This is a genomic window from Bacillus sp. Au-Bac7 (genome assembly GCF_021341655.1).
In the GTDB taxonomy this organism is placed as follows: domain Bacteria; phylum Bacillota; class Bacilli; order Bacillales; family Cytobacillaceae; genus Niallia.
Window position 1 is genome coordinate 359,649 of the sequence record NZ_JAJTTG010000003.1, and the last position, 20,601, is coordinate 380,249.

The following is a 20,601-nucleotide window of genomic DNA, read 5'->3' on the forward strand; positions in this document are numbered from 1 at the left end:
GATATCTTTTTACCATTTGTAATATGATAGTAAATCTCATAATTCTCCTAATTCCTTAAAATAGTTCGTTATCTATAAACTCCTTTATTTGAGTACTAGGAATTATCTTTCTTTCTACAGGTAAATTGTTGAATTCCATAATTGGCTCTATAATTTCTACTAATGCATCAATGTCTTCTATTCTAACGTTTTTCGTAAACACAAATTGCTCCTGTTTCTCGAACCCTTTATTATGATAATCCTCGGAATCACTGCTCACTAATTTAATTTTTCCATCATTTATCACTAATTCCCCTATTGCAAAAGTATCATATTCTTTTCCTTTATATATCACCTTATATTTTCGTTCAAATATTAACTCAATCTCATCAATGTCTACTTCTTTAATAAATATATTATCATGAACATTGCCACCTAAATCCACTAATACCTTAAATCCACTTTCCTTTTTATTACTCTTTAATCTATACGTATTATTACGTATATTTAGAGGATAATTTGCACTTTTATATCTAGCGTATCTCGCCATATATGTAACACCACCCTAATTATCTTTAACCCATCCAACTTCTTCATCAAAAATAAATTTGAAAACAGGTTCCCCTGTTTTGCTATCTCTAATAATCAACAAATCTCCATCAACAAACTTTCTTGCTTGTTGGTAGTATTCTGGAAGAACAACTTCTCTGCTTCCTGTAAAACCTCTACCTGTGTACGGATAGGAATCAGGTTTAGGCTCCCATCTTGGGATAGATAACTGTTCAGGTTCTAGTATCTTATATTCTATTGTTCCAAAAAAATTATCTGGACTTCCAACAGACTCTGATATACCGTCAATACCGTTTGTTATTTTAAATGCTGTATTATTATAATCCAGACGAGCCCCCTCAAATTTCTCTTCTAAAGTTATCAACTTTTCTGTATGCTCCTTCACAGCAGTAAACCCTCTTACTCCACTATATTCTTCATTATAAAGATAATTGTATAGATCACTTTGTGGAATTACTTTTGCCATTGGAGTATTTTTTGGCGGTAAGCCTATTTCATCTCTAATTAAATTAACTTTCTGAAAATCTTCTTCACTTAATAATTTATCTGGATGTAATAAAACCAAAAATTCATCAACTGAATAACCATACTTCTCTAAAATAATTTGTATAGATTCACTAGTTTTAGTTTTTATTGGCCCATTTTTAAGTTGTGGTCTTTGTTGCCCAGACAACAAACTCAAAGCCTTATCCTTTTCCCCGCTAACAGACTCCACTGCCTTACTTTCTGCTTTTACAGTATCATCGATGTGGACAATTCCGGTTTCTGTCACAAGTTTAGGTGAGCTGCTGATACGCTGTGTGACGTCATCAATCCAGCCTTTCCCCATACTTGTCGCTTCCCGCGCCATAGTTGGCACAAAGGGCAGCCCTGCAAAAATGCCTTGGGCAAGGCTTGCATGCCTTTGCTCGTCTGTTAGTTCGTTGCCGAACATGTCATTGCCTGTCATGTATTCGGACAGGCCGTTTGCTGCGATTAGACCGTAAAGGCCCATTTCTGTTTTCTCTAAGGCGGAGAAGGTGCTGGCACTTCTGTATGCATCGAGAGCATGATCGGCTGCTGTGATGGCTTTCGTTGCGGAGTAAATGCCTTTGCCGCCTTTGATGGCCCGTCCTGCCCAGCCGACTATTGGTATAAATCCTGCTGCGGCCATGGCTCCTGCTGTGACGCGCTGACCGGCTGAAAGCTTTTCTCCTGTTACGGGGTCGACGCCGTCTTTTGCCCTAAGATAATCATAATAGCCGGAGAATTCTCCTGCAAATGTTTTGGTCCCTTCCCATAGATCTTCGTACCATGGCCGGTTTGCTATTTCTCTCGCTTCTTTTTCCTCTTTTTTGAAGCTGAGATATGCATCTGTTTGTGCTTCTGCTTCAGATTTGAGCTGATACACTTCGCTTGTTAGGTAAGCGTCTGCGTTAAAATGAATTGGTGATATATCGCTGCCCTGTTTTGTAGCTTCAAGGAGGGCGCGGAAAAGGGCTGCCACGTAGAATTCTTCTCCTTCTGAGGAGAGGTATTCTTCTAATAACTCCTGGTCGGTTTGCCCGACGGCATCTAGTGTATCGGTCCTTTTCTTTCTAGCTTCTACCATTTCGTTGTCGAACCGCTCTCTAGAAAAAGGATCGAGGGATATCAGATCCTCGATCTCTGCGAAAATATTTTGGAGAGCTTTGCGCTGCTCACTGACCATTTCATCTGCCTGTCGTTCTTTATAAAGCAGCGCTTCTTCAAGAAAGCCAGTTTCCACTCTAGTATTGCTGCCTAAGTTCTTATCCTCCAGCTTGCCTTGCACACCTTCAAAAAAGGCAATTTGCCTGTCTATCAGGCGCTGCCATGCTTCTGTTACTTCTATTTGACCTCTGTAAAATCCTTTAATTGCCTCTGCGCCTCGCCCCTCAAATTCATTTAGTTCAACAATGTCTTGAAAGGCTTTGCGCAGCTGTGCAAACTGTTCCCGTATGGATGAATAGTGTTTAGCTCTTGCTTCCATTGTTTCACGTAAGCTATTTCCATCTAATACCTTCACTGACATCACCCTTTACCTGGTTATCGCTTCATCTTGTTCCTTCAATGCATCAATATTATCCTTCGTATCGGCCACATTCTTTAGAACAATCTTTTTGTATTCCTCTATCAAGTTCTCGATTCGTTCTTCTCTTTCTTTCCATTCTGAAGTGAAATCAAGCTTGTTATCCTTCAGCTTGCTTGTCGGTGCACTGCTCATATCAAGATTGTGCACCGCCTGTTCTGCATTGCTTAGTTTGCTGATTGCATTTGCATGGTTTAGTTTAATCGTAGCCATATCACAACATCCTTCTAATTTCAGATATTTTGCCTTTGACATCCTCAACCATTTCTTCTCCGCGGTCCAATAGTTTGTTCGCTTCAGAAACAAGGACCCCGATACCATGGAGACTGGCTTTTTCTATTTCCAGGAAGTTGATTTTATTTTCGATTGAGCTTTGGTAATATTCATATTCCCTGTTCCCAATATCACTCATCGTCTGATACACATCTTCCCGCTTTCCGTCAAACTCATCTGCTCTTTTGCCAACCCAGTTTTTGTCTAAATCAGGCTTTTTCAGCTGTCTGATTTCTTCGAGCATTGCATCCTGCTCATTCGCCACTTTATTTTTAGCTGATCTTAACCTTTTAATTTTTCGTTCAATATTATCTATTTTGCCGCTTACATCGCCGCCTAGGTTTGCGAGTATACTAGAAAGACTCATAATTATTGCCCCTTTCTTTCCCCTTGTTTTGCTGTCCGATAGAAAACAGTTAAAACGATGCCAAGCAAAGTGATGCAGACAGCAATCAAAATGCCTAAAAATAAGGATAAAGAGGAGGTGGTATCAGGCAATGTTTCTTCTGATACTCCCGCTTGCCTTATTTCATCATCACCTGCAAACAATCCAAGCTGTTCTGCATTCTGTTCAATCTTATTTGTGGCTGCTTTTTGGAATAGCTTCTCTTTGACATCATCAGCAGAAAAGGTCTTTTTGCCGTCAAATATGAGCTGCTTTTGTTCTTCTGGAATTTCAGACTTACTTGATGAGGAAGCATCCTCATCAAGTAAGTCTGTATTTTTGTCAGTTGATTTACCTTCATAATCATTTGGTGCCAATTCATCAATATTTGTATTTGTCTCTGCATATGCTTTTTTCACAGCTTCATTGTAAAAATAAACATTTATTCCCATAAAACAAATAACCAGATATATAATCCATTTACATCGTTTCATTAGCTCCCACCTCATGCTCTAAGCTGCTGGAGGAACCTTTAAATCGTTCAATCAGCACCTGCAGAACGATAAGAAGAAGCAGTGCAAACACCAGGATGATAGCAGCCGGAGCAAATAATGATTCAGTGCTGTACTGAATGGAAATATATACATTGCTCATCGGATCAGTAAATTTAAAGTTAGGTGTGCTCAATGCCAGCAATGGTGTGACATACAAAGCAACCATACCTGCTGTTACAAACAGACCGGCAAGGCGGTGCAGTGAAAATGCTACAGTAATTATGCCTGAGCTTACCATTAGCAATAAGATAGTGAACACCGTCCATTCCATTGTGGCCTGCTCTGCCAGCTGATATATTTTCAGACCGTAAAGGCTGATGATAAAGCCGACAAGGGTGTTGACGAGCAGGAATAGTGCTGCTCTTACCCAATATGGCAGGCTGTTGAAATAGTAGGTTGTATAACCGATTAACAGACTGCTTAATAAAACGATAAACAGCACAACTACCGGCGGCACTGTGTTTGTTTCAACCTTTTCAGAAGTTCCTGCAGTCAGCTGCAGCGGACTTGAAAGGAAGTCATAAACAACACCATTCGATTGATCGTCAACAAAAGCATTGCCAAGCACGGAGAAGACGTCATCTCTTATTAGCTGTGTTGACTTAACATTTGTTGACCATTTATTGTTCAGCACATCTGCATCTGTCTGAACAGCAGAAACCTCTTGATGTAAATCATTGGTGTAATCAATAATGGTATCCTGACTTTCGCTTGCTTCCTTGAGCCCATTGTGGAAGGAGCTCATTTGCTCTTGAATAAGCTTGTAGCTCGTTGCAACTCCAGTTCCCTTTGCTTCGGCACTTAAATTGCCAGCCTCGTTTTGAACCGGCTGCTGAATTTGCTCCATTAGTTTGCTCGCATCCTCTTGCATGGAAGTAAAGCTGTCTAAAAGAATGCTTTGATTTTCATCCATTGTTTTCTTGTAATCTGCCATAAACAAAGTAAATCTATCGTTTAATGCAGTTAAACCGTCACGCATTGTTGGTGTTTCCTGCTCCAGCTGATTCCAATAGCTGGCTTCTTCATCTGTTACTTGGAAGATAGCTTGAATTTGTTTAAGGAAATCTTCATTTGCCATAACTTCTTCTTTTGCTGGATTCTGACCGAGCATGCTTGACAATGTGCCTTCATACTCGTTTAAGAACGCATAGTAATAAAGGAGATCTACCACTTTGCCTGTCTCCATATCTTTATCAAACCAGCTCTCAAGCTCCTGTTTACGCTCTCCGGAAAGAGCTTCAGATGATAATATAGACTGTTCCTTTTCTTCAATCACATCCAATATTGCGGTCATATTATCAGCGTATTGGGAAAGCTGGTCTCTCAGCTCGTCATTTACCTCTGTTAAATCCTCTGCGTACTCTATTAATCTTTCTTTTTGCTTCGTCAGCTCTTCGAGTTGTTTATTTAAGTCTTCATTCTTCGTTTCCAGCTCTGTTAAGCTTGTTGCGTTATTGGTGAGCTGATTTGTTAGTTCGGCAATTTGTGAAAGCAGTCCTTTAACATAACCTTGCTGGTTATCACCGCTTGTCTTTAGACTTTCGCTCACTTTCAGCACACGCTCATTAATAGCCTTCAGCTGTTCAACAGCCTTTGCCACTTCTTCGCTAGAGGTGCTGCCTGCCATGCTTGCCAATTGTTCCTCAAGGCTTTGCAAAGCAGCATGGATATCTTCTAATTCCTTTTGTTCACTACCTGCTTCATTCGAACCTCCAGGCTGTTGCTCCTGTTCTTCACCTGTTTGCTCGTTTCCGTTCGTTCCGTCTTGCTCAATTGTGGCAGATGAGTTTTCACCGCTGTCATCAGCTGGCTTATCACTATCTGCTCCCTCTTCTTCTGTGCCTTCATCAGGCTCTGTTCCTGGATCTTCTGTAACATCATCGTCCGTCATTTCCTCTGGCACTTCCGGGTTTTCCGGCGGAGCCTCTGGCAGCAGCACTTCTTCTCCATCTGATAAACCTTGTTTTGCAGCTACTATTTTAGTCTGCAAGGAGTTAAGTGTTTTCGTATCAACTAACTGCTGATAATAGTCTAAAAGATTGCTTTGATATTGATTATAGGAAAGCAGCTGGCTTCCGACTGTATCAACTCGCTCTTGCTTTGTTTCTAGAAGCAGGCTTTCATTTGTCTGCAGAGAAGTGTTCAAGTCGGCCATTTGCTGCAAAACTGTTTGTTCATTCTCATTTAACAAGTTTTGTGTCTGCAAATACGGCGACTTTTGGTTTTCTGTCGCTGTGCTAATATTGGCAACCGCATCCTCTTGAATGCTTGCAAGAAGCTTTTGTTGCTCCTGTTGATATTGTTCATATGCTTTCACATTATCAACAAAACCTGTTAAGTCCTCTGAAAAGGAATCAGCTGAAGCTGCCTGATCTGTCCCTTGATCAGCAACTTGCCCGAAGGAGTTCTTAATATTGTTTAGCATCGTTTGCTGTTCTTTTATCTGATCTGTTAAATCCTTTGAGCTCGGCTTATAAAAGGCAAGCATCGTAGTTTGGAAATCAAGCTCCTTTTGCAGGATTTGGTCGAATTCCTTCTTAACAGAATTCATGTCTGTCGCGACATAGCTCCAATATAAAGAAGATACGCGCTGATTTGTCCGCTTTGTTGCTTTTTCAATTTCCAGCTTTACCTTCTCTGTATTGACAGCATTTAATTGTGCTTGCAACTTATAATCAAATGTCACCTTGGCTGGGTTCTCACTCTCATAATCCATTACTTTCTTCGAAAAGTCTGATGGAATATAAATGACAGCATCATATTTATTGTTGCGCAGCCCGCTTTCGCCGGCGCTTCTGCCAACAACACTCCAGTTATATGCAGAGTCTTTTGCCAAAATACTTGCAGCACTTTCGCCTAAACGAATTTCTTGCTCCCCTTGTACGCCAACATCTTCGTTTACAATAGCAATTGATTTTGTTGCGTTCTCCTTCTCTTTAAGGGGATTTTCCCCAATTGCCTTAAAAAACAGCAATGGGGAACCAATAATGACAACTAATGCGATAATTATCTTCCATATAGGAAAGCCCTTCACTATAGGCTCACCTTCCTTTCCACTAACATCAACGGAATCTGGATTCTCTTTTCTTTACCATTTTCCACATAATAGCCGAACCCTGGCTGCACTTCCTGCTCTTGTCTGTCATAAGCGAGGGTAAATAAGGTCTGCTCTGACTTCTTCATTAAGACAAGTGCCTGGCGGACTTGCTTCAACTCTAATGTCAGTGGGTCATAGCCTTTGGTCAGCTCATTGTTTGTTCCAGATACAACGATATGGAAACCAAGATGGCTGTAATTCTTCATAAGTCGAACAATATTTTCTTGAATGCGGTTATCGACTTGCTGTAAAAACCTTCCGTATCCATCAATAAACATATAGATATGCGGGTGCTTCTCTGGCATCCTGCCGCTTTGCACAGCCTCTGCATAATCTGATTCCCTCTGCTTTAAAATGTTCTCAACATTGTCTATCCAAGCAGCAATCATTTCCTTGTTATCGATAAAGCTGACCTCATCCTTATCTCCAACATGTGACAGGCTTCTGTCAATAGAATCAAAGATGGCAGGCTTTTCGGTCGTCTGATTAAGCGCCTCATTTAAAATAAGCTGCATGGCATTTGTTTTGCCTTTTTGCGCTTGACCTAAAATTAAGCAATGATTGGTCTTGGCAAAGTTTATGCTGACAGGCTCGACAAGCTCCTCTTCCAATCCAATTGGAATTAAGCCTTGCTGCTGCTCCTTTACATACAAGTAGAACTGTTTATTATTCAGTTCAGAAGGCAGCATTGGCACTGCTTTCGGCTTATCACATTCCATATATTTCTGTTTTAAAGCATCAATGTCTTCTTTCAGCAATCGCAGCTGCTCATATTCATCCATTCCGATGTTTGGCAGAACAACTTGAGAGAAAAAGGCAGAATCCTTTTTAATAATTGCCCGGCCTGGAATCGGTTCAGGCTCAAACGGCACCCTGCCTAATATGGAATAAGCTTCCGTGTTGTCCATCAAATAATGGACAATTTTCGTTCTAAGATTGTTCATTAATGTCTGACGAATAGAATTAACTCTCGTTGCACTGAAAATCATATAGATGCCCAGCGATTGTCCATCCCTTGCAAATTGATTCATCTGGGTCTCAAAGTCATGCATTTCATCTTTCACAACATCATAGTTATCAATGACAATAAACCATAATGGCAGCGGATCTGCCGAAAGAGTGTTGTACATCTTAATGGAGCTTACCTCCATTTGTTGGAACAGTCTCTTTCGCTTCGCCATCTCACTTTTAATAATGGCAACGAATTTATTCGTTTTGCGCTGCTCATCCATCAAGAAATAATCTGCCGAATGCGGGAGCTGCCTTAATGGCAGCAAACCGCCGTTACCGAAATCAAGCAAATAGAAATGGGCTTCTTCCGGGCTTGCATCGGCAGCAATTCCCATCAGCAAGGTAATCATTGTCTGTGTTTTTCCATAGCCTGAAGATCCGAAGACTCCGACATTGCCATCCTCCATCCATTCATATGTATATGAAGACTGACTTTGTTTCTCAGGCTCATCAACCATTGCCAACAAGACCTTCTTCGCTTCTTTCTCTTGGGCGATATCTGGTCTGTAGATGCGCGGTGATAAAGGCGGCAGCCATGGACTAGCGATTTTGATAAGACCTAATTTTTGATGAACTGCTTCAATCTCTTCAACAATTGCTTCCATCTCTGTTACCGAATCTTTTCCTGTTGTATCCTGTGAGGAAAGCTCCGATAAAGGCACTAGTCCTAAATCTGTAACAAGAGCAACCTCATCCTCATTAAGTGAGGCTTCATCGTTATAGGCTGCTCCGCTCCATGCAGATTGGAACAGCTCGTATACCTCGTTATTGCCAACCTGCAAATAGCCTCTTCCTGTCACTGTAATACCGGCAGCATCTCCGTTTTTCAAGATTTCTCTGCTGTCCTCAGCATTTTGCACTTTTAAGGCAATGCGGAAGCGGGCATTACTCCAGATTTGCGCGTCAATAATGCCGCCTGGCTTTTGTGTTGCGAGAATAAGATGGACACCAAGGCTTCGTCCAATTCTGGCAGCACTGACCAGTTCTTGAATGAATTCAGGCTGTTCGCTCTTTAATTCTGCAAACTCGTCAGAAATAAGGAAGAGATGCGGCAGCGGTTCAGCAATCTTATTTTGTTTATGCAGACGAGTATAATCATTAATATGATTCACCTCATATTGGTCAAACAGACGCTGGCGCCGCTTGAGCTCACTCTTGATAGAAGCAAGTGCGCGCTGGCTGAAGTTTTTGCTTCCTTCAATATTGGTGATAGTGCCAAGCAGATGGGGCATATTCTTAAATGGCTGAGCCATTCCCCCACCTTTATAGTCAATCAGCAGGAAGGCAACCTCATGGGGATGGAAGTGCACAGCTAATGACAAGATGTATGTCTGCAAGAATTCACTTTTACCAGACCCAGTAGTTCCTGCTAATAATCCATGCGGACCGTGTGCTTTTTCATGAAGGTTCAATCTGACAAGATCTGTTTTCCCTTTAAGACCGATTGGTACTGCTAGCGATTTTGCTGATTGGTTATTATGCCAGTACTCCTCGATTGGTATATCTTTAACATCTTTAAATTGCAGCATTTCTAAGAAGGATACACTCTCTGGAATAGAGTTTGTCACACCGACCTGATGGTTCAGCGTCCTTAGCATCCTCGCAAAATACTCATTATTTTCATACTGATGGGTATCAAGGCTGAACGGAATTTCGACTGCCTTTTTATCCTGCATCAGGATATCTCCTTGAGAGGTGTTAATATAGCGGACAAGCGTATGGATATTATCAGAAAAGCTTTCCTTTGCTTCTGAAGCAAAGATGACAGAGATGCCAAGCTGCTTGTGCTCACCCTCTAAATATTCTAGGATGACATGCTCTGATATAAGCTGCTGGTTAGCAATGATAAAAATATAGTGCGGGGAGAATAACAGCTTTTCTTTATCCTCCTCTAAGTCTCTTTCCCGAATCATTTCATATATCGAGCTCAGAAGCTGGTCTCTCGTGCTTTCGTTATAAATCATGCCCTTTGCATGGGAATTAGGCAGCTGAAAATGAGGCAGCCATTTCATCCACTCCCATGTGCTGTATTCCTTTTCATCAAAAATAAAGATGAAGCGGACATCATGATAGCTGTGGAAGAATGCCAGTTGACCAATCAGTTGGTGAAGCTCCCTTTTAAGTACTGCTTCCTTTCCGATTAATCCAATTGCACCCTTTGACAGATCGACAGTGATTGGTAGCGGCTCAAGCTCCTGATAGGTTTTCTCAAGACGCTTTGACGCTTCCATGAGCTCATCCATTTCCCTGTTGGACATATCCTGTGAGCTTACATCGATTTTGTAGCTGGCCGGCACTTTACCTGTTCCAATGCGGAACTGCAGGAAATCCTGACTTGTTAATGTTCGCTCCCATATTCTGTCTGATACTTCTGAGACCATATATTTCATTCGTTCAAAGGATGGAAAATGATAGTGAAGCACTTCACGCTGCTTTTCAGACAGCAGATGAAGCTCTTCCCGTTTCTCTTCCAAATAATTAGAATAAATACGCCGTCTTCTTAGCTCCCATTCCTTGCGGTTTGCTTTATCTTTAAAATACTGGAAGGTAGATGTAAATAAAGTAGTTGCAAACATCACAAGAGAAACGACGATAAATATTCCTCTAGGAATGAACAGCGCTACAATTCCCATTACGATAAGCATCATTAATGGCGGCAGGATAATCAGCCATAGTGGGCGCTTCGTATGCTGTGCCTCTTGTCCTGGAAATGTGAGTTGAACTTTCTCCTTTGGAAGCTCATATACCATCCTCGGTGTTCGTCTGTATAAAGGATAACGTTTTTTCATTTCAGACTGATGAGGTTTAATTGCCTCCAACTCTGTGCCAAATTCCTTTGCACTCGTAACAGCAAGTAGGTCTTCCTCCAAATATGTAATTTCCATACCATTCCAGAAGAGGATATCGCCTAATTCCAATTCACTGTCTGCAGCCAGCAAATGGCCATTAAGATATAAGTTGGCTTCCCCTTTCTTTACAGACGGTTTGTCATATAAATCGAGCATAAAGCCTGCTGACAACTCGTCCTGTTTCTCTAGCAGCCAGTATTCCGACGCGCTCTTTCCTTCATCTCCATTCGCTGCAAAACGGATTTCCTTACGATTACCAATATAATAGGTGGTTTCAGGTAGATTCCTTGTTAGAAACAACTTAATAAATAAAGTCCCTGTATTTACAGAATGCTGCATTTGTTCCTCTAACTGGACTGTTTCCTTGCCAACCTGACAGAAGGCATTCCCATTTTTGTCGACTGTTACTGTTAACTGGCTTATTATGTTTGCTGCGGTTAAAGTAATATCATCATCAACTGCTGTTCCGATGGTTAGCTCGTCATCCTTTTTCAGATGAGCCTTTTCGTATGTATCATCATGAAATACAAATAATGTGTACATCTTGTTATCTCCTCTTTAATCGCTGACGTAATGACGATAAACGATTAAGTTTCACTGTCTTCTTCTTGCTGGTATTCCTTAATCTCCCGATCAATTTCATCGATTTTTTGCTGACGTTCCTCGCTGTCCATCGATTCATCTGCAGAAATATTTTCCCGGTAATTAATAAGGGCAAAGACAATAAGATCTGTCTCCTCTAGAAATCTTGCCGTTTTCAGTGCTTCTTCCCCTTCTCCTCTGCCAATCTGGATCCAATAATCTAAATACTTAGTATCAGATTGCAGGGTGACGGTATTGCGGACAAATTGTTTTTGCTCATCTGTCAGGTTTTCATTTGAAATATAAGCTGTTGCCAATTCATATTTAGCAACCTTAGGCAAGTCATCGATTTTATAAGGCTGAAGTGTATTAATTACGTCACTGTAGGAACTGGTTAGAAATTGTTCTTGTGCAAGTATAATCTTGGACTGCTTCGGCTGCAGAAAAAAGATAGAATAAAAGGAATATATAATGGCTGGTACAAGCAGAACACTCACAGCAATCAAACTATTACGGAACCATTTCCATTTCTTTTTTGTCACTTCTATATACAGAGATGCAGACTCCCTATCCTTCCTTATAAACTCGTCGATTACTGTTAACAGCTCTTCAACAGACTCGGCCTCAAGCACCCTTTTGCTGTCTTCACTCAGCTCCAAAGTCTTCTCATATTGCAGGTATTGCTCAAATGAACGGGAGACATCGACCCAAGAAGCAGCCAGCGCCTTCAGCTCTTGCCACAGCTCAACCTCATCTCTTTCGTAAGGAGGCAGACTTTCTTTCACTCCATAATGCAGGAAATAAGGGGTCAAGCCTTGATCCACCACAATGTTCTCGGGACTGATGAAAAGATGCAGCCTTGAGATGCGATGATCTTTTACTTTATGAATCAATTGATAGATTATTTTTAATCTGTCCTTGTGCGAAAGCCCTTGAATAGAGGTACCATATTGATAGGAGCTGGGAATATCAATCTGTATTTGAAGAGCATCCTCCTCTACATTAATTTCTTTAGGAAGCTGACTTTCTATATCCTTAAGAATTAACACTTCACTCTTATCATCCATCTTTATCTTTTCAATTTGAAAGATAAACGTAATACGATTTTTGTCTTTTTTGATTATCGCATCCAACTTTTTTTCTAAGTATGTACGTTCAGCTTGAGGCATCTTCTATACCACCCTCATAAAATTTCAATAATATCTCCCGTAGTAATTCCTGCATCTGTTAGCCGTTGATTTCCCGGGAATACCTTTTGTTTATTTTTCACACGCACCCAATAACCTGATCGTGGAAGAGTTTCTATATCAGAAACCTGCCATGATAAATCAATTAGCTTTTTTATTGTGTAATAGTCAGATAAGCGTAAGTCGATTTTGTTTCGATTGTATTTCTGCAAATCGACCGTTACTTCTATATACATTATTTTCCACCTCAAAACATAAAGGAGCGCTCCATAAAAAAAGCGCTCCTCCTAGGGTTTAGTTCATTTATTAAAATACACACGGCTTTTAAAAAGCCACATCCGCTATTTCGTCACCCATCATGATGCAAATCATGAAGAAGCTCTAACGATATTAAGTTCAGACACTTAGCCGCGAATTTGGTTAGCGATTTGAGCATCAGCATCCTCAAGCGCTTTAGCTGTGCTGTTCAATTGTGAGGAGATATCCTCTAGCAATTGCTGCATTTTAAGGAATGAAGGGCGAAGTGATTGGTATTGCTCACTGAACGCTTGGCTTGATTGACCTTCCCAAATGCTTTCCAATTCTTGGATCATTTGATCCAAACGAGTGACTTGTTCACCAACTTGACTTCCCTCGTTTGCATAACGGTTTGACATGCTAATAAGCTCTTCAGGGGTTACTCGAATGATTCCTGCCATGTTTCCTCTCTCCTTTTTCAAAAAAATTTTAGCTATCATTCTTTATAACTATGTAGCTAATGGAAAACAAACATCTATATATTAATTACCACATTTTAATATCCAAATAAAGGATAAAACGAACTTTTGACCATAAATGCATTTATTTTCCTATGAATATTATAGTAAATAGGACATATTCTCCCTTTTTTCAACACTAAAATCTAGTAATATAGTTCTTTTTTGTTTTTCTACAAAAAGAGGAGTGTCAACAATGACACTCCTCTAACATTCGTTGTTCCTGATTATGATAAAACTTTATCTTCTTTAAAGAATTGCGGCAAATGCTCTTTATGTGCTTCAAGCATTTCATTCAGAATTTCTTTCGCCACTTTATCAGAAGGCAATAACGGGTTGATTGTCATCGCAAGCAATGCTGTATTGTAGTCGCCTGTTACCGCTGCTTCTGCTGCCACTCTTTCAAAGGACTTAATTTGCTGTACTAAGCCTCTGACAGGTACAGGAAGGTCACCAATAGAAATTGGTTTAGGGCCGTCTTTTGTGATAACACTGCTGATTTCTACAGCTGATTCATCAGGAATGCTGGCAATTGCACCGTTATTAATTGTATTAACAGGCTGGATATCGCGCTTATCGTTGTACATGGAGTCGATCAAGCTGCAGGCTGCATCGCTGTAGTATGCACCTCCGCGTTTTTCAAGCTGTGGCGGTTTAATAGAAAGATTTTCATCTTTGTATAATTCAAACAGCTCTTTTTCCAGCTTTTGTACAACTTCTGCTCTTGTTCCTTGCTCTGCTGCTTCCTCATGCTCATGCTCAAGCATTTGTGCTTGCTTGTAGTAGTAACGGTGGTAGCCGCATGGGATTGCTCCCAACGCTTTAATGAAGTCTGGATCCCAGTCAATTGCTGCAATATTACGCATTGTCGCACTTGCATGCTTGCCTGAAGTCATTTCTTCCAGCACTTCTTTTGTAACTTCTTTTCCGTCAAGATACACATGCAGGCCGTATACCATGTGGTTAAGTCCTGCAAAATCAACGCGAACTCGCTCAGGTTCTACTTCCAACAGCTTGGCTACACTCATTTGGATAGAAATCGGCACGTTACAAAGACCGACGATTTTTCTCCAATTGCTGTGACGAAGCACTGCTTCTGTTACCATTCCTGCAGGGTTCGTGAAGTTGATCAGCCAAGCATTTGGACAAAGCTCTTCCATATCTTTAACAATGTCAAGGATGACAGGGATTGTGCGTAAGCCTTTGAAAAGGCCGCCAGGACCGTTTGTCTCTTGTCCAATTACATTGTATTTCAAAGGAATTCTTTCGTCCTTCGCTCTTGCTGCAAGCAAGCCGACACGAAATTGAGTTGTAACGAAATCGGCATCTTTTAAGGCTTCTCTGCGGTCAAGAGTCAAATGAACCTCTATTGGTAAACCAGCCTTTTTCACCATACGCTTCGCTAAATTACCTACGATTTCTAATTTTTCTTGTCCTTCAGGAATATCAACAAGCCATAGCTCACGAACCGGCAGTGAATCATATCTTTTAATGAATCCTTCAACAAGCTCAGGTGTGTAGCTGGAACCTCCGCCAATCGTTACAATTTTAATTCCGTTGCTCATATAGAAACGCCCCTTTTCTTATTTTTAGGTGTGTAACCCTTTTCAATTTTAGTTGATGTTATAATAAGATTATCTAAGTTGGAGTAAATCTATTTAATGGATGTGTTTAACATGTTTACAAATGAGCAGATTCAATCTTTTTCCGATCTTGAATATGAGCTTTACAATTACATTATGAAGAATTCTCGGGAAGTAACCTATATGAGAATACGAGAACTCGCAAATGAAACGCATGTCTCCACAACCACCATACTTCGTTTTTGCAAAAAGCTTGGTTTTGACGGCTTTACTGAATTCAAGGTGCAGCTGAAAAATCATCTTGCAGAGGAAGAAACATATCGGCTTAACAATACATATACAACTGTTTCCGATTTCGTAGAAAGAACGCTTTCAGCAAACTATGAATCTAAAATTAAAGAAATAGCCGAAGTTATCGCTAAAGCAAAAATCGTTATTTTTATCGGTGCAGGAACCTCTGGCGTCATTGCAGAATATGGTGCAAGGTTCTTCTCCGGTCTCAAGAAATTTTCTCTTCATATTAAAGATCCGTATTTCCCAATTTACAGTCACTACATAACTGACAGTGTCACAATCGTGCTGTCTGTGTCAGGCGAATCTAAGTCAACAATGGAAAAGCTGGACCGCCTTAAGCAGGACGGCAGCATCATTGTAAGTTTGACAAATCATTCTGACAGCTCACTGGCCAAAATGTCTGATTACAACCTGGCGTATTATATAACGACAGAATATTTGGGAAATGTCAATTTAACGACTCAAATACCAGTCATGTTTTTAATTGAACGGTTAGGAAAAGAGACTTTCGACTATATGCAATCCTCCTTAATCAACAGGGATGAAGGGAAATAGCATTGCTCCCTTTTGCTTTACATCTATAAGTTACAATGCACGCTCATGATAGTAAATACATCTTCCAGATTTAGTACTTAGTCACACCGAATGGAACTTGTTACTTTATAGGAACAACCTGTTACATAAAAAAAGCAATGATAAGCACTCATTTATATGCTTCCATTGCTTTTTCTTGTTTTTCTTTTATATAACAACTGATTTATCACTTCTGAGAACATCAATCCGATTGCAATCGACCCTGATAAGAGAAACGCTTTGGCAGCAAGGCTGACTGCGTTATAATAGTCATTCTCCACAAAGTGTCGCATGGCATTATAAGCCATTCCACCAGGTACAAGGGGAATGATCCCAGCTACTGTAAAAATAATAACCGGTGTTTTATACCATCTTGCAAATACTTGACTCATCACTGCAACAAGAAATGCACCAATGATTGTCGCAGGAACTTCATCTATATTTACATAGACCGCGCCCCAATATGCGACCCAGCCACACATGCCGACAAACCCGCATCTCACAAGCAAATGTTGTGGTGTGTGAAAAATCATCGCAAAGGCAAATGATGCAATAAAGCTTGTAACTGCTTGTTCTAATAATTCCCACATAATATAAATTTCTCCTTAAAATACTACAAACACAACAGCAATTCCAGATCCAATCGCAAAAGCTGTCAAAAAGGCCTCAGCTCCTTTAGAGATGCCTGAAACTAAATGACCTGCCATTAAATCTCTGACTGCATTAGTTATCAGCAACCCTGGAACAAGGGGCATAACCGAACCGATAATGATTTTGTCTGTTTCTGCACCAAACCCTATATAAACAGCTCCAAAAGCAATCAATCCAACGAGCACCGATGCCAGGAATTCTGCAAAAAACTTAATTTGCACCACTCGATGGAAATAAACAGAACATAAAAACCCTGCTCCGCCTGCAATCACAGCCGCTAAGAAATCCTTCCAGATTCCTTGGAACATTATTAAGAAACAGCCGCTTGCTATTGCCGCAGCAACAAACTGCACCCAAACTGTATAGGTTGGACCTTCTTTATCAATCTCTTTCAATAGATGATATGCCTCTTGCAAAGAGATATAGCCGGAGCTGATTTTTCGCGATATATCATTTACCTTCAGAACCTTTTCCAGATTTGTTGTTCTGTCAATAATCCGAATCAGCTTTGTCTTTGTCGGCTCACGCCCTTCTAAAGAAAAGATAATACCAGTAGGTGTAACAAAGCTGTCTGAATCCTCCACTCCATACGCTTTGGCTATGCGGGTCATCGTGTCTTCCACCCGATATGTTTCTGCTCCATTTTTGAGCATAATTCTTCCAGCAAGCAAGCAAACCTCAATTATTTCATACGTTTTTTCTTTGGATATATAGTCCATGCCAACTCTCCAATATATAAACATTCTTAGCTGTTAAAAGAAATTACCATTATCAGTTTAAAGGACATGTTCACCTATAATCAATAGAAGAAGTACAACTCCTGTTTGCAAACATAACAAAAAGTCCTTTAAAAAAGGACTTTCACTTGGGAATGTAAATATTATGAAGGGGACAATTTTCGAAGTGGATGAATTTTCTCATTTTGTTTTCAGTCTTTTTGAATGCCAAACCGCGCATTGATTTGGCCGCGTAACATTTGTTTTTTTATTTTGCGCTCTTCTTCTTCACGGGTTTTTTTAATTATTTCCTGACGTATTTCATGGGTTCTTACTCCTTCTTCCCGCTTGTTGGCAATTTCAATTAAGCGCTCTACATCTGAAAATGAATACTTCCGGTTCCCCCGTTCAGGTCTTTCCGGGAAAATAAGCTTTCGTTGTTCATAATAGCGAATTTGCCTTTCTGTTAACCCAGTCAGCTCACTAACAACACCAATCGTGATAACTTTCCTTTTTTTGTAGGATGGCTCATGATCCATATTATCATCTCACCTCATGAAGTAATAATTTCTCTCATTAACTGTAATTATAATACGAGTATTCAGATTTTTATCGTATCCTGTTATAAAATCTAACGCAAAATTCAAAAAATAGGTAAGAATACCTGACAATATAGCTGTTTTTTGCATAAAATTCTTTTAAAATATTTATGTATAGTTGGTCATCAGGAGAGAACGTAAAATTTTTTACTGAAAGGAGCTATTTGCAATGATCAGCAAAGAAGCAATCGAATTAGCAAAAAAAATTGTCGAGATTGACCTTCTTCGTGATGAGGTATGGGAAGACTTCGCAGCAGTTGCTGGCGATAACGCCCATGATATTCTTCGTATTATCCAAAATAGTTAAAATAGATACAATCCATCGCAAGCAGCTTCCTTATACTTTTAGCTTGTGGTGGATTTTTGCATTTTCGCCATTAACCTACCCTTTTAATGTTAGGAAATCTAACGTTATTTTAATGGATGGAAGCAACAACTGCAAGTAAATGTCAAAATTTTTTTAATTTTTTTATTTTTAAGAGGAGGATTATAGATGAGCAACTTATTTTGGATTACAGAATACTTAGAGGAAACAAAGGCCAAGTGGAGCACAATAAGCGATTATATCTGGGATCATCCTGAAACAAGGTTTGAGGAGTTCGCCTCCGCTTCTTATTTGAAGACAGCTATTCAAGGGGAAGGATTTACAATTCACGAAAAGATCGGCGGCATGGAGACCGCCTTTATGGCCGAATTTGGTTCAGGCACGCCAGTTTTCGCTTTCCTTGGTGAATTTGATGCTTTATCAGGCTTAAGTCAGGCAGATGGAACCGCGAGGGAATGTCCTCTTATTCCAAACGGCAATGGCCACGGCTGCGGTCATAACCTTCTAGGCACAGGAGCCATGGCTGCTGCTGTTGGATTGAAAAATTATGTGGCCGAAAACAATATTCCTTGCACCATTCGTTATTATGGCTGCCCTGGAGAAGAAGGCGGTTCAGGCAAAACATTCATGGTCAGAGCGGGAGCATTTGATGATGTTGATTGTGCATTAACATGGCATCCAAATGACATTACCTTTGTAATGAACACCAGCTCCTTAGCGAATATTCAAGTTTACTTCCGTTTCAAAGGCAAAAGCGCACATGCTGCTGGCTCTCCTCACTTAGGAAGAAGTGCGCTTGACGCAGTAGAGCTGATGAATATTGGATCTAATTATATGAGAGAACATATAATTGACCAGGCTCGTATTCATTATGCCATCACTAACTCAGGCGGTTTGTCCCCAAATGTTGTACAAGGCTTTGCAGAGGTCCTTTATTTAATCCGCGCTCCTAAAACAGATACGGTGATAGATTTATTTGAACGAGTGAAAGATGTCGCAAAGGGAGCTGCCTTAATGACTGGCACAGAAATGGAGGTTGTTATAGATAAGGCCTGCTCCAACTATATCCCGAACAACACGCTTAATTTAGTGATGCAAGAAGCAATGCTTGAAGTCGGGCCGACAAAATTCACTGCTGCCGAAAAGCAGTTTGCGACAGAGATTCAAGCCACCCTTACTGATGAGATGCTAACAGAAGCATATAAACCTTTAAGTATGAACAGAGGGGATAGTCCCTTGTTCGAGGATGTCCTTGCTTACGAACAATCAATGTCACTCATGCCAGGCTCTACTGATGTTTCCGATGTCAGCTGGGTTACACCAACAGCTCAATGCAATGTTACAACTTGCGCAATCGGAACTCCCTTTCATACTTGGCAGTTAACAGCACAAGGAAAATCAAGCAGCGCTCATAAAGGAACCTTACAGGTTGCAAAAATCCTTTTCCTTACTGCAGCTAAACTGCTTAAAGATCCGGAACTACTTATAGAAGCGAAAAAGGAGCTGCAGCAAACAGTTGGAGAAAAAGGCTATGTCTGCCCTATCCCTGATGAGGTACAGCCAGCTGCTGCGAGATAGTTACAAATATTGCCTGAGCCTCTTTCGTAGGTTTTAGGCAATATCTTTTTAAAACTGCAGCTGCAACAGTACTTTTTCGCCGGCAGTCGACTTATAATAAAGAGGACTAGCTAGTACCTTTCTTAACAAAGTCTGGAGCTGAAAAAATTTGAATATCCTCTTAAAGCGCCTTGCCCAATCTAAAGGCGAACTCAGCGAATTAGAAAAACAAGTATTGGACTATATAATTGCAAACCCAGCGCTTGTAGCTGAATCGAGCTTGGACCATTTATCAAAAGCTTTATTCATATCAACTGCTACAATAAGCAGAACATGTAAACGCTTAGGATTCAGCGGATTTCAAGACTTAAAATACAGCTTAAACAAAGATAGCGAACAAGAATTATATAAAGAAGCTGTACATCCGCCGAGCTTTTTGACAGCACATATGGACAGAGTCAAACAGGAAATGGAATGGACTTTGGAACATATTAATGAGCTTGATATTCATAAGGCAGCAAGCTTCATTCATGAAAGTAATTTTATTGAGTTCTTTGGAGTCGGAGCATCCTTGCCAACTTGCATTGATGCGGCCAGAAAACTAACCTTTGCAGGGATAATCTGCAACGCAAGAGAAGACTGGGATGAGTTAAGATGTGTCGCTAACGGGTTGTCCAATAAGGATTTAGCTATATTGGTTTCATACAGCGGAGAAACCGCTCATATTCTTGATTATGCTACAATTCTAAAGGAAAGAGCAGTAAAAACAATTGCTATTGTCGGAAGGAAAAGCAGCCGGCTGAAGGATTTAGCAGATATTACTTTTCAAGCCCGAATTCAAAACTGTTATCTCGGAGATCTTGATATGAGTTCAAGATTTCCATTAAGTATTTTATTAGATTTTATCATCCTGACTGCATTAGAATCAGGTAAAACAGGACAGAAGGCTTCTAGGGCGTGAACCTAGCGGCT

General features: G+C 40.4%; 18 protein-coding genes. 4 read left to right on the forward strand and 14 right to left on the reverse strand.

Annotated elements, in window-relative coordinates:
• Window positions 1–55 precede the first annotated feature (55 nt).
• From LXM54_RS14880 to LXM54_RS14930, 11 genes are all read right to left on the reverse strand, one after another.
• On the reverse strand, window positions 56–529 hold the full coding sequence (locus tag LXM54_RS14880; protein ID WP_233315987.1) for a hypothetical protein: 474 nt from the start codon (window positions 527–529) through the stop codon (window positions 56–58).
• 15 nt (window positions 530–544) lie between these two features.
• Window positions 545–2,575 carry a ribonuclease YeeF family protein gene (locus LXM54_RS14885; protein WP_233315988.1) on the reverse strand — a complete coding sequence of 677 codons (2,031 nt, stop codon included), beginning with the start codon at window positions 2,573–2,575 and terminating at the stop codon, window positions 545–547.
• Between the two features lie 12 nt (window positions 2,576–2,587).
• Window positions 2,588–2,851: a YwqI/YxiC family protein gene (locus tag LXM54_RS14890; protein ID WP_233315989.1), complete on the reverse strand. Its 264-nt coding sequence runs from the start codon at window positions 2,849–2,851 to the stop codon at window positions 2,588–2,590.
• A 1-nt stretch (window position 2,852) separates the two neighbouring features.
• Window positions 2,853–3,278, reverse strand: a complete 426-nt coding sequence (locus LXM54_RS14895) for a YwqH-like family protein (protein ID WP_233315990.1) — start codon at window positions 3,276–3,278, stop codon at window positions 2,853–2,855.
• 2 nt (window positions 3,279–3,280) lie between these two features.
• The gene (gene essA / locus LXM54_RS14900; RefSeq protein WP_233315991.1) at window positions 3,281–3,790 is read right to left on the reverse strand and encodes a type VII secretion protein EssA; all 510 of its coding nucleotides are present in this window, start codon (window positions 3,788–3,790) and stop codon (window positions 3,281–3,283) included.
• Complete coding sequence (gene esaA, locus LXM54_RS14905) at window positions 3,777–6,884, reverse strand: type VII secretion protein EsaA (protein ID WP_233315992.1); 3,108 nt, start codon at window positions 6,882–6,884, stop codon at window positions 3,777–3,779. Before esaA ends, essA begins: the two co-directional genes overlap by 14 nt.
• Entirely contained in the window at window positions 6,884–11,350 is a 4,467-nt protein-coding gene (gene essC / locus LXM54_RS14910; RefSeq protein ID WP_233315993.1) for a type VII secretion protein EssC, read from the reverse strand. The genes esaA and essC overlap by 1 nt, the downstream gene beginning before the upstream one ends.
• A gap of 44 nt (window positions 11,351–11,394) precedes the next feature.
• Window positions 11,395–12,558 (reverse strand): type VII secretion protein EssB, encoded by a 1,164-nt coding sequence (gene essB, locus LXM54_RS14915; RefSeq protein WP_233315994.1) that lies wholly within the window; start codon window positions 12,556–12,558, stop codon window positions 11,395–11,397.
• A gap of 14 nt (window positions 12,559–12,572) precedes the next feature.
• Entirely contained in the window at window positions 12,573–12,812 is a 240-nt protein-coding gene (locus tag LXM54_RS14920; RefSeq protein ID WP_233315995.1) for an EsaB/YukD family protein, read from the reverse strand.
• Between the two features lie 168 nt (window positions 12,813–12,980).
• On the reverse strand, window positions 12,981–13,274 hold the full coding sequence (locus LXM54_RS14925) for a WXG100 family type VII secretion target (RefSeq protein ID WP_233315996.1): 294 nt from the start codon (window positions 13,272–13,274) through the stop codon (window positions 12,981–12,983).
• 284 nt (window positions 13,275–13,558) lie between these two features.
• The gene (locus LXM54_RS14930; RefSeq protein WP_233315997.1) at window positions 13,559–14,896 is read right to left on the reverse strand and encodes a 6-phospho-beta-glucosidase; all 1,338 of its coding nucleotides are present in this window, start codon (window positions 14,894–14,896) and stop codon (window positions 13,559–13,561) included.
• 111 nt (window positions 14,897–15,007) lie between these two features.
• On the opposite strand from LXM54_RS14930, the gene LXM54_RS14935 reads away from it, so the two are divergent.
• Window positions 15,008–15,763, forward strand: coding sequence for a MurR/RpiR family transcriptional regulator (locus tag LXM54_RS14935; protein WP_233316156.1), 756 nt, complete (start codon window positions 15,008–15,010; stop codon window positions 15,761–15,763).
• Between the two features lie 152 nt (window positions 15,764–15,915).
• On the opposite strand, the gene LXM54_RS14940 is transcribed toward LXM54_RS14935, so the two are convergent.
• The 3 genes from LXM54_RS14940 to LXM54_RS14950 all read right to left on the reverse strand — a co-directional run bounded on the left by LXM54_RS14940 (window position 15,916) and on the right by LXM54_RS14950 (window position 17,687).
• Window positions 15,916–16,371 carry a threonine/serine exporter family protein gene (locus LXM54_RS14940; protein ID WP_233315998.1) on the reverse strand — a complete coding sequence of 152 codons (456 nt, stop codon included), beginning with the start codon at window positions 16,369–16,371 and terminating at the stop codon, window positions 15,916–15,918.
• Between the two features lie 15 nt (window positions 16,372–16,386).
• Window positions 16,387–17,151 carry a threonine/serine exporter family protein gene (locus LXM54_RS14945; RefSeq protein ID WP_233315999.1) on the reverse strand — a complete coding sequence of 255 codons (765 nt, stop codon included), beginning with the start codon at window positions 17,149–17,151 and terminating at the stop codon, window positions 16,387–16,389.
• Window positions 17,152–17,360: 209 nt separating this feature from the next.
• On the reverse strand, window positions 17,361–17,687 hold the full coding sequence (locus LXM54_RS14950; protein ID WP_144455070.1) for a MerR family transcriptional regulator: 327 nt from the start codon (window positions 17,685–17,687) through the stop codon (window positions 17,361–17,363).
• Between the two features lie 229 nt (window positions 17,688–17,916).
• On the opposite strand from LXM54_RS14950, the gene LXM54_RS14955 reads away from it, so the two are divergent.
• From LXM54_RS14955 to LXM54_RS14965, 3 genes are all read left to right on the forward strand, one after another.
• Window positions 17,917–18,054 (forward strand): hypothetical protein, encoded by a 138-nt coding sequence (locus LXM54_RS14955; RefSeq protein WP_233316000.1) that lies wholly within the window; start codon window positions 17,917–17,919, stop codon window positions 18,052–18,054.
• A 186-nt stretch (window positions 18,055–18,240) separates the two neighbouring features.
• Entirely contained in the window at window positions 18,241–19,650 is a 1,410-nt protein-coding gene (locus LXM54_RS14960) for a M20 family metallopeptidase (protein WP_233316001.1), read from the forward strand.
• Between the two features lie 148 nt (window positions 19,651–19,798).
• Entirely contained in the window at window positions 19,799–20,590 is a 792-nt protein-coding gene (locus LXM54_RS14965; protein WP_233316002.1) for a MurR/RpiR family transcriptional regulator, read from the forward strand.
• Window positions 20,591–20,601 lie beyond the last annotated feature (11 nt).